Here is an 11,206-nt window from a genome sequence, read left to right as displayed (position 1 = left end):
ATAGTTCTCTTGATAACTGATATAACAGTTATGTTTATTTTTTTGTAAACATAAAGAAAGGGCAGTATATACTGCCCTTTCTTTTTAATAAGGATATGATGCATAACTAACAACATTAGATTCAATTACTTTCGTGTGTGCAGAATCAGCGTAAAAAGTAGTGACATATTTATAGTCGGGTCTAAGTTTAGACCCTTTTTTAAATACGCTTTGCGTATAATAAATTGTGTCACTATATAATTGATAAGTCATATTAGCAATGTTTGTAATAACTGTTGCAGTAGCAGGTATCTTAGTTACTCCAGCTAATGATATTGAAATCGCACCAACTGTCCACTTAGTAGGGCGGTTATCCCCATTATATGTAGTGTGGTATGTCCAATCGGAACCGCCTCCACAATTACATTCATCTGCATCTGTACCAACAACAGGTTCTTTTAATATCTTATCTGGTGCAGGGTATGTAAAACTACTACTACTAGAGTTGTTCGTCTTAGTTTCAGTTGATGTTTGGGCACTAATAGAAGGTGCTAAACTACCGAAAGCTAAAATAAAAACAGCGAAAAATAAAAGAATTTTCTTCAATGCAATTCCTCCTTTTGATGTTATTGGCTATTATTTCATAAATAAATGTCAAAAAAAGGTTTTTTCAATTTTTTAGAATATTTATGTAAGTATTCTTTAGGTATGAAGTTGTAATTAACATTTAAGAAGTAAAACGGCAATCATGCAGAAAAAATATGCAAGACAAAGAATCACCTGCATGAATCAGTGACAGTGACATTTTCTTTCTTTCTTCATTTATAGGCTAGTTTTAGGATTTGCAAACGCTTCTTTGAATACGTCTCCGTAATCACGTTTTTGAATTCCAAGCGCCTCAAAGATTTTCTCATATGTCTGGACTCCCAGATTATCCGATCCCCCTTCGGACCGGTGAATGGTTTTAACGCCTACGCCCGCACGTTCGGCTAATTGTTTTTGGGTGAGATTGCAGCTCATCCGGTGTGAAAAGATGATTTTCCCGAACGTAGCACCGATACCGTAAAAAAAGGATTCCGTCTCGGGGATATCCCGGACGATGTCGTCGGTTCGGATAAGGTCTCTCATATTACCATCTCCCTTACAATTCAGATAGATACATCTATTTTATCACATATGACAATAAATAACTGGAAATTAATATCATATATTACATTTAATTACCTGTATGCTCTTCTATTCGTCTATAATCGATGCTCCGAAGGGATTGTCTATATTCCGCTAGGTTCAGTGAGGCGAACCATCCGTAGGTGTAAACGGGCGGTTTTTGTGTTCCTGGTTTGTTCCTTTTTGGTCGAAAATGTTCCTTTTTGAGCCTTTTTTGTCCCTTTTTTGCCCCCAAATGCTCCTTGTTTGATGGGATATTGCATGCACGCAAGTACTTTTGAGAGGGAAATTCGTCTCCGTAGACACGTGGAAATTGCATATATGCAAGTAATTTTCGGCCATCTGTTCCTTTTTTTTACGAAATGTCCCTGCGATGTCCCTCCTTTTTCACGCCGGAAAGGAACACCTGAATCGCTCTGTACCAAGGGTTCATGAGGATGTGTTCCTTTGTTCCTCTTTTCTTTAACTAAAGACTATAAAGAAAAAGATATATATACCCACGTATCACACATATAAAAGTTTCCTCGAAAAAAGCAGGAACGCAGGAACACGTCTCGGAATTGAGATATTTTCGGGTGTTGCTTGGCATTGAGTATTCGAAATTTTCTTAAAGATATTATCTAGCAGCTTTATTTGTGACATACAAAACTCTGATGGGATTTTGAGTTCTAGAATAGTATTCATATCCCCGCCAAGGAACATTACTCCCTAATGGACTTTCCATGAGTTGATTGATTCTGCGCACTCGTTTTTAATACTATCGGAAATGAGTTGGTCATTGCGAAGAAGAAAGTCTTTGACCGGTGTAAAAGGAAAGAGTGTGAACGTATGAATGGATATAAACTGTGGGCGTCGGGACGTTCTTTATCTACAATGATAATTTGACGATCCTGGTTGTACATAAGATAAGTGCATTAACATGAAAACGCGAATGGCCACTTAACTCTAAAAGTAGCTTATTTTTTATCCATGTGAAGCCACCTTTCTCTTGTGATACTAACATAGAAGGAATCCTTGAAACTAACGGAATAAAGCTTATATAGTTGAAAAAATTGATATCATTTTTCATTAACTTAAAAAGGTAATTTGATTACTTTTTAAATTTACAAGAAGAAACCTATTGACGTATTTCCATTTTTTGATTATATTATATATAACAAGTCACTTCGGTTTGTTGATGAATGAGACTAGATTACTCGTCCACCAATTTCATCCTAGTTGGGTAGCTAATACTTTAAGTTAGCATTAAACAAAACCCATATAGGGTAATTTTTTTCAAACCCAATAATAAGTAAACGGATTACTTTTTTGAGTAAATTAAAAACGGAGGAATCGAAATGCGTGAAATTAATTTCCAAAAGGCGGTATTAGAAGGGTTAGATGTGTTACGAAATGATCCAACCATTAACAGCAACCAAACGAATGGTATCCAAACTATGTTGAGCTCTTTGGCATTGATCTATATAGAGGAATTGGATCAATTTGATATCCCTAACGAAATTAAATGGAACCAAGTAACTCAACACGGACATGAGATTGGAGAACGTTTGCAAGAAGCAGCAAAGGAAACGGAACAAATCATTCCTTTCTTAGACAAGGCCCTGATCTCTGCGAATTTTGACTCTCTGGAAGAATCTACTTTATTTAAATTTGCTATTACGTTAAATAAATACAAACGTCCTTCCCCTGAGGAGTTTGGGAAGATTGCCGAAAAACTTATATACCGTTACATGGAATCACAAGGGTTGAAAGGAGGAGAGCACATCACTCCGTATTCAATTAATTCCCTTCTTCCAAAGCTTTTGGATATCCAACAAGGAAGTGTATACGATGGAACGGCCGGGTCGGGGTTATTACTCACAGAAGGGTTAAGATACGCAACAGGGAAGGGTAAAGTGTTATCCTTTTATGCTCAAGATATAAATAAGAACGCTTGGATAATCGGCCGAATCAACTTATTTGTCCATGGCATAACCAACAGCCAGTATCAGCTGGGAGATACGTTATTAGATCCTGCCTATAAAGAAGATCACAGCTTAAAGAAATTTGATTATGTCATGATGAATTTCCCTTTTTCCATTTCCTGGAATCGCGAAGCTGTTGAGGATGAGCTGATGGGACGCTTTATGTATGGTCTACCGAGTAAATCGAATGCAGATATGGCTTTCATCTCCCACGCTATCGCATCCTTAAATAACGAAGGTAAAGCCGCATTGGTCGTATCCCATGGCGTATTGTTCCGAGGCGGTGCAGAAGGTAAAATCCGAAAAGAGTTGATCCAAAGCGACCTCATTGAGGGTGTAATTGGTCTACCTTCAAATTTATTTTCATCCATGGGTATTCCAGTGGCTATTGTACTCATCAATAAAAACAAACGCAAAGATCGCAAAGAGAAGATATTCTTTATGGATGCGTCTGAAGAATTTCAAAAAGGAAGAGGCAGCAATCAACTGCGGCCTGAAGATATCCAAAAGATTGTAGAAGTGTTTCATAACGGAAAAGAAATACAAGCATACAGCCGTTTTGTCAAGCTATCAGAGATCGAGGAAGGGTCTCTATCTATCCGTAAATATTTTGATGTCGATGATGTAGATTCTCCAATTGGGACTGTGACTGTAAACAGTAAATCCTTTATGAATCACAATGTCCCTAAAAAAGATTTGGGTGATGTAGCTGAAGTTTATCGTGGAATTAACATGCCTTCAAAATCTAAGCAACAAGAACCTGGAACGGAATATAAGGTTATTCAATTAACTGATGTCCAGGGAGGAGAAATCCAATTTGATACCCTGCAAACCATGACCATTAAGGACAGCAAGAAAGCCCAGCAGTATATGGTGAGAAAGGGAGACATCATCGTATCAGCTCGTGGAACTACCATCAAAGTTGCAGTGGTCCCAGATATAGAAGAAGAGATCATCTTATCCCATAACTTCATTGGCTTAAGACTCAGCCCTAATTATCATGCTCAGTTTCTAAAAGCTTATCTAGAAAGTCCCTTGGGGCAATATTACTTGTCTTCTTCTCAAAAAGGATCTGCTGTCAAAGTCATTAGCCTAAAAGAAATTGTAGAAGTACCAGTCCCTGAATTGCCATATGACAAACAGCAGCACATCGGTAATTCCTTTGTACAGGCGAATAAAGACTATCAACAAGCAATCAAAGAAGCAGAACGAAAGCAAAGGGAGTTCTATCTGGATCTATACGAAGAAATGGAAATTACTGTTGCTTTTGAACAAAAACTACCGGAATAATTCCATAAGGGTTGCTGTTTTTAGTACAATATAACTATAAGGGGAGATCATGATGACAATTATTCGAAAAGCTGATTTCTACTATGGGTCCTTACTGTCTGTTTTCATTAATAACGGCATGGCCCCAGCCATTGTGGAACCAGGAGAAAACCGTCGTGTTTATTCAGTCACAACCGATCAAGGAGAGTATGAAATTTATACGAAATACGCCTCCATGCCAGCGAAACGAAAGAATAAACACACAAAGATTTGGACGTTTTCCTTTTCCACAGAAGAAATGGAGAGGATTAAACAATACCAAGATAATGGAAAGAAATACGCCTTTGCGTTTGTATGCGGACAGCATAACAAAATGCAGAATAGCGAGATTGCTATCTTAACACTGGAACAAGCGAAAGACTGCCTGGACATCGATTTTCAAAGAGAGAGTCACCGAATTACGGTAAAGGCTGTAAAAGGACGACGGGGTCTCGGGGTTTACGGCACAGGCCGAGCTGACCAGTTAAACGGAAAAGATAATACCCTACGCATTAAGCGCGTGGCCTTACCCATGATTGAAGGAGGAGTTACAATTGGCTAAACAAGAAACAGGTGCAAATATCGGATACGAAGAAAAGCTATGGCAAATGGCAGATAAACTCAGAGGGAGCATGGACGCTGCAGAATACAAGCACGTCGTGCTCGGCCTCTTATTCTTAAAATATGTTTCAGACAGCTTTGAAGAATTACATGCCAAATTAAAAGAAGAAGAGTATGCGGACGAAGAAGACCGGGATGAATACTTGGCCCAAAATATCTTCTGGGTACCTAAAGAGGCGCGTTGGTCTCACCTGAAAGTGAATGCTAAACAGCCAGAAATTGGTCAAATGGTCGATGCTGCAATGATTGCAATCGAAAAGGAAAACGAGTCCTTAAAAGGGATTCTCCCGAAAATCTACGCACGTCCGGATCTCGACAAACGACGCTTGGGCGAAACTATCGATCTGTTCTCTACGATTCGCGTAGGGGACCAAAAAAGCAAAGCCAGTGATGTTTTGGGACGCGTCTATGAGTACTTCCTTGCGCAGTTCGCCAGTGCGGAAGGGAAGAACGGGGGAGAGTTCTATACCCCTCGTTCCGTTGTACAGTTACTCGTCGAAATGATTGAACCTTATAAAGGTCGGATTTATGACCCTTGCTGTGGGTCTGGCGGCATGTTTATTCAAAGTGAGAAATTCGTAGAGAACCACCAAGGAAAATTAGGGGATATAGCTGTTTACGGTCAGGAATCCAATCCAACGACCTGGCGGTTGTGTAAGATGAACCTGGCCATCCGGGGCCTTGATAGCAACCTTGGCGGTGAACACGCCGATACCTTTCATAAGGATTTGCATAAGAGCTTGAAGGCTGATTATATCTTGGCGAATCCTCCTTTCAACATCAGTGACTGGGGAGGAAATCGTTTATTAGACGATTCCCGTTGGAAATTTGGTATTCCACCAGAAGGAAACGCCAACTATGCCTGGATCCAGCACATGGTCTCAAAGTTAGCCCCATCTGGAACAGCTGGTTTTGTTTTAGCCAACGGTTCGATGTCGACTAGTCAGAAAGACGAATTAGAGATCCGTAAAAACCTTATCAATAGTGACCTCGTCGAATGCATCGTCACGTTACCAGGCCAGTTATTCTACTCGACCCAAATTCCTGTCTCCCTATGGTTCATCACACGCAACAAGGCAGCTAGAGGACTACGTGACCGCAAAGGAGAGACACTATTCATCGACGCCCGGAAACTAGGATTTATGGCAGATCGTACTCATAAAGAGTTTTCGCATGAAGATATAAAAAAAGTTACCGATACCTTCCATACTTGGCGAGGAACGAATGAGCAGGAATATGAAGATGTGCTTGGCTTCTGCAAATCGGCGACTTTAAATGATATCAAAGAACACGAATATATCCTGACACCTGGCCGGTATGTAGGTCTTGAAGAACTAGAAGAAGATGACGAGCCGTTTGAAGACAAAATGGAGCGATTGACTGGAGATTTAGCGGAGCAGTTTGCTAAATCGAAGAGTTTGGAAGCTGAGATTCGCCAGTCATTGAGGGGGCTTGGGTATGAAGTTTGATAAGTGGTTTGAATATGCTTTAGGTGATGTATGTACTGTTACTGACTGTTTGCATAAGACTGCTCCTTCAGTAGAGTACGCAACCCCTTACAGAATGCTCAGAACTGCTAATATACGAAACGGGAAAATAGATGCTCATAATACTAAATCCGTTACAAAAGAAACGTATGAAAAGTGGAGTGTGAGAGGTTATTTAGATATAGGGGACGTTGTATTGACTCGAGAAGCACCAATGGGAGAAGTTGGATTGATCAGAACTAATGATTACAAGTTCTTCTTGGGACAGAGGATGCTTCAGTTAAAAGCCAATAAAGAAGTAATAACTCCAGAATTTTTGTATTACAGTCTTCAAGGTAGAGACCTACAACATCAAATTAATATGAATGAAGGCACGGGTTCAGTAGTTAGTAATATTCGGATTCCTCTACTTAAAAAAATGAAGGTTAAGGTTCCTCCAATGGAAATCCAGAATAAAATTACAAATATTTTGAGTAGTCTGGATGAAAAAGAGGAAATGAACAAGCAGATAATAGATAATCTCGAGGAAATTGCTCAAAGCTTATTCAAACACTGGTTTATAGATTTTGAATTTCCTAATGAAGACGGGGTACCATATCGCTTCAGTGGTAGAGAGATGGTGGAAAGTGAGCTCGGATTGATTCCTGAAGGATGGGAAGTTGGCGCAGCAAGCAACCTCTTTGAGTTTTCACCTAAGACTTCACTAAAAAAAGGGGGAAATGCTCCTTATGTGGAAATGAAAAACCTTAAATCGTCTGCAATGATAAATGATTGGACAAATAAAGAATTTAAAGGGAGTGGGAGTAAGTTCCTTAATGGAGATACGCTTCTTGCAAGAATTACCCCGTGTTTGGAAAATGGAAAGATTGGTTATGTGAATTTCCTTAAACCTAATCAAGTGGGGTGGGGATCGACTGAATTCATAACTATACGATCCAAGAGTCATGTTTCTCCGGTTTTCACTTATTACTTTGCATCTCAACCTCATTTCAAATCCTATGCAATTATGAATATGAATGGAAGTTCAGGACGGCAAAGGGTAAAAGCAGAAACTCTAGCTCAGTACCAAATGGCGCTCCCTCCAAGTTATTTAATAAACAATTATACAGATTTGGTAGAGCCAATCATGGATAAAATGCGAATTATTCGTGATGAAAATAATAACTTAAAAGCTATGCGCGATATACTTTTACCCAAATTAATTTCAGGAGAAATAGACTTGTGTGAGGTGAAAAAGGATGTCTTGGTTTAATGAAGATGAATTGGAACAAGCCACGCTCGAATGGTTTGAGGAATTAGACTATGAGATAGCTCATGGACCGGACCTTTCCCCAGAAGGGGAAGATCCGGAGCGCCATGATTATCAAACTGTTTTTTTGGAGGACCGTTTGTATAATGCACTGGCCACTATCAATCCACAGGCCACGCCTGATCAATTAGAAGAAGCCCTTCGTCAGCTGACGACAGCGAAGCACCCCTCCCTCTTGATGAACAACCGAGACTTCCATCGTGCCTTAACCGACGGGATTGATGTCACGACAAATCATGCAGGAGAAGAGGAACGAACGGAAAAACTGTGGTTGTTGGATACTGAAAAGATAGAGAGCAATGATTTTCTTGTTCTTAATCAATTCACAGTGGTCGAAGGTCGAAACAACAAACGTCCGGATGTCGTGGTGTTTGTTAATGGGCTGCCTGTAGTCGTATTTGAATTGAAGAGCTCATCTGATGAGAATGTCGGGATTTCAGAAGCCTACAATCAACTACAAACCTATAAAGCTACTATTCCAACTCTTTTTCAGACAAACGCCTTCATGGTAATTAGTGATGGGGTGAATGCCCGGGTGGGAACCCTCACTTCTACGGAAGAATGGTTTACCCTCTGGAGAACGTTCGACGGTGAAACCATCGCGCCCAATACAATCCCTCAAATTGAAGTCTTAATCCGTGGCATGTTCCAGAAAGAAACCCTGATCGATATCATTCGCCATTATATTCTATTCCAGGAAGACGATCAGAGCCTGATCAAAATCCTGGCCGCGTACCATCAGTACTATGCTGTCAATAAGGCAATGACACAGACAAGCCACGCGATTTCCGAGGAAGGAGACCGAAAAATCGGAGTCATCTGGCATACCCAAGGGTCAGGAAAAAGCCTTTCGATGGTTTTTTATAGCGGGAAGCTTGTGCTAGGAGCAGACAATCCCACAATTGTGGTACTAACAGACCGAAATGACTTGGATGAACAACTTTATTCCACATTCGGTAAATCTTCTTCCATTCTTCGGCAAGAACCCAAGCAGGCCACTTCCAAAGAACACTTGAAAGAACTTCTATCTGTTGATTCAGGGGGGATTGTGTTTACCACGATGCATAAATTCGCTCCTGAAGGAGAAGAGGAATCCTTAGAAACGTTTACCGACCGGAAAAATGTAATTGTGATTGCAGATGAGGCTCACCGTTCTCAATATGGCTTTGAAGCCGAAGTACGTAAGAGTAAAAAGTCAGCCAAATTGAAGTATGGCTTTGCGAAATACTTGCGAGATGCTTTGCCGAACGCTTCTTTCATTGGGTTTACAGGAACTCCTGTAGAGCTTGAAGATAAAAACACCCCGGCCGTTTTTGGTAATTACATTGATGTGTATGATATGACTCAAGCCGTAGAAGACGGGGCGACCGTTAAAATCTATTATGAAAGCCGTATCGTGAAGTTGGATATGCCGGAAGACGAAACGATGGACATTGATTCAGAACTCGATGATCTCACCGAGCACCAAGAGTTTGACGAACGAGAGAAACTGAAATCAAAGTGGTCCCGATTGGAAGCGCTAGCAGGCGCAGAGTCACGAGTGAAAAGGTTGGCTAAAGACATGGTCAATCACTTTGAAGGTCGGCAAGAAGCTATGTTCGGAAAAGCGATGGCGGTCGTCATGTCTCGCCGCATTGCCATTGACCTCTATAAAGAAATCATTAGACTACGTCCAGACTGGCATAGCGATGATGACGATAAAGGAGTAATCAAGGTTGTCATGACTGGCAACTCCAGTGACCCTGAAGACTGGCATAAATACACGGGGAATAAACGGAGAAGAGAATACCTGGCAAAGAGAATGAAGGACAATAATGATCCGTTACAGTTCGTCATCGTACGAGATATGTGGCTCACCGGTTTTGACGTTCCTTCCATGCACACGATGTACATTGATAAGCCGATGAAGGGACACAACCTTATGCAGGCTATAGCACGAGTAAACCGTGTGTTTCGGGATAAACCAGGAGGATTAGTGGTTGATTACATTGGTTTTGCTGACAGTTTGAAGGAAGCCCTCAAACAATATACGGAAAGTGATCAAAAGAATGCTGGTGTTGATACAGATTTAGCAGCAGAGATCATGCAGGAGAAATATGAATTGCTGCAGAGCATGCTTCATGGTCATGATTATCAGAAATTCTATTCACAAAAACAGACCGAGCGTATGCAAGCGATTATTGAAACTGTCGATTATGTTCTTGGTCTTGGAGAGGAAGGGAAAAAGGACTTTTTGCGACTTGTGACTGAATTATCCAAGGCCTATGCTTTATGTGCCACGACCCCACAAGCCCAAGAATTAAATGAAGAGGTCGGCTTTCTTAAAGCTGTGAAATCAGGGGTCATTAAGCTTTTACCCGAAGGAAAAAAGAAGAAGACAGGTAGCCAAATCGATTCCCAGATTAACCAGTTAATTTCAAAGTCTATCATTTCAGAAGAAGTCGTAGATATCTACGGATCGTTGGGTCTTGAAAACCCGGATATCTCCATTCTTTCGGATGGTTTCTTACGGGAAGTGCAAGCTATTCCTCAAAAAAATGTGGCCGTTGAACTGTTAAATCGATTGCTGCAAGGAAAGATCAAGAACATTCAACGCAAAAACCTTGTTCAATCCAAAAAATTCTCGGAGTTATTAGAGAAGGCTCTGAGCAAGTACAATAAAAGGACCATTGAAGCTTCGAAAGTCATTGAAGAACTCATTGAACTTGCCAAAGAAGTCAATGCGGCCTACAACCGGGGTGAAGAGTCCGGTTTGACTGATGATGAGGTCGCTTTCTACGATGCTCTATCAAATAATAAATCAGCAGAAGAAGTAATGGGAGACGAAACTCTCAAAGCCATCGCTCATGAGCTTACTAAGTCGATCAAAGCGAACATGAGCATTGACTGGAACTTACGGGAGTCAGCAAGAGCCAAAATGCGGATAACCGTAAAGCGCCTCTTGAAAAAGTATGGCTATCCACCTGATCTTCAGCAGATGGCGATTGATACCGTCGTGCAACAGGCTGAGTTGATGGCTAGTAATGAGAGTTATTAAGTGTTTACGAAAAGGGTAGTAGTAAAAAACGTGTTCTGATGTCCACTTTTTTATTCCAACGATCGACAGAAATATTAAAATCAGGGGTTTAACGAGCTGATAGAATGATTAATAACGAGAGTTATTGGTTTTTTTTACAAAAAGAGCTGCTAAGAATGTCAGCTCTTTTTGTTTTATGAAAATATTAGAAAATATATGTCCATATAAAACCATGTTCTGATGACCTACTATTTCAAAACCGTGGTCTTTTGCCCCTTAATTTAAGAGCTCTGGAACACTTAAATACATCGGTTTTCTAGTAAATTCAACAATCCATCGAGTTAAACCATTAGGG

The 11,206-nt window shown here is 40.4% G+C and carries 7 protein-coding genes; 5 read left to right on the top strand and 2 right to left on the bottom strand.

Going from position 1 to position 11,206, the window contains the following annotated elements:
• Positions 1 to 84: 84 nt before the first annotated feature.
• Both D479_RS04785 and D479_RS04780 read right to left on the bottom strand, forming a co-directional pair.
• A complete protein-coding gene (locus D479_RS04785; protein ID WP_008634277.1) occupies positions 85 to 585 on the bottom strand; it encodes a hypothetical protein in 501 nt (166 codons plus the stop codon).
• A gap of 216 nt (positions 586 to 801) precedes the next feature.
• The gene (locus D479_RS04780) at positions 802 to 1,107 is read right to left on the bottom strand and encodes a helix-turn-helix transcriptional regulator (protein ID WP_008634276.1); all 306 of its coding nucleotides are present in this window, start codon (positions 1,105 to 1,107) and stop codon (positions 802 to 804) included.
• Between the two features lie 1,376 nt (positions 1,108 to 2,483).
• Here D479_RS04780 and D479_RS19805 point away from each other — a divergent pair.
• The 5 genes from D479_RS19805 to D479_RS04755 are packed head-to-tail and all read left to right on the top strand — an operon-like array spanning position 2,484 to position 10,872.
• Complete coding sequence (locus tag D479_RS19805) at positions 2,484 to 4,400, top strand: N-6 DNA methylase (protein WP_008634274.1); 1,917 nt, start codon at positions 2,484 to 2,486, stop codon at positions 4,398 to 4,400.
• Positions 4,401 to 4,452: 52 nt separating this feature from the next.
• Positions 4,453 to 4,980, top strand: coding sequence for a hypothetical protein (locus D479_RS04770; RefSeq protein WP_008634272.1), 528 nt, complete (start codon positions 4,453 to 4,455; stop codon positions 4,978 to 4,980).
• Positions 4,973 to 6,508: a class I SAM-dependent DNA methyltransferase gene (locus D479_RS04765; protein WP_008634270.1), complete on the top strand. Its 1,536-nt coding sequence runs from the start codon at positions 4,973 to 4,975 to the stop codon at positions 6,506 to 6,508. Before D479_RS04770 ends, D479_RS04765 begins: the two co-directional genes overlap by 8 nt.
• A complete protein-coding gene (locus D479_RS04760) occupies positions 6,498 to 7,778 on the top strand; it encodes a restriction endonuclease subunit S (protein WP_008634267.1) in 1,281 nt (426 codons plus the stop codon). Before D479_RS04765 ends, D479_RS04760 begins: the two co-directional genes overlap by 11 nt.
• A complete protein-coding gene (locus tag D479_RS04755; RefSeq protein ID WP_008634266.1) occupies positions 7,765 to 10,872 on the top strand; it encodes a type I restriction endonuclease subunit R in 3,108 nt (1,035 codons plus the stop codon). Before D479_RS04760 ends, D479_RS04755 begins: the two co-directional genes overlap by 14 nt.
• Positions 10,873 to 11,206: the final 334 nt, after the last annotated feature.

The organism is Halobacillus sp. BAB-2008 (assembly GCF_000328325.1).
Lineage (GTDB): Bacteria > Bacillota > Bacilli > Bacillales > Halobacillaceae > Halobacillus.
The sequence above is the reverse complement of the archived record's forward strand: the minus strand, read 5'-3'. Positions and strand labels throughout refer to the sequence as shown.

Coding starts and splice junctions, on each gene's coding strand:
- D479_RS04780 (WP_008634276.1), bottom strand. CDS start 1,107: ATGAGAGACCTTATCCGAACCGACGACATCGTCCGGGATATCCCCGAG.
- D479_RS19805 (WP_008634274.1), top strand. CDS start 2,484: ATGCGTGAAATTAATTTCCAAAAGGCGGTATTAGAAGGGTTAGATGTG.
- D479_RS04770 (WP_008634272.1), top strand. CDS start 4,453: ATGACAATTATTCGAAAAGCTGATTTCTACTATGGGTCCTTACTGTCT.
- D479_RS04760 (WP_008634267.1), top strand. CDS start 6,498: ATGAAGTTTGATAAGTGGTTTGAATATGCTTTAGGTGATGTATGTACT.
- D479_RS04755 (WP_008634266.1), top strand. CDS start 7,765: ATGTCTTGGTTTAATGAAGATGAATTGGAACAAGCCACGCTCGAATGG.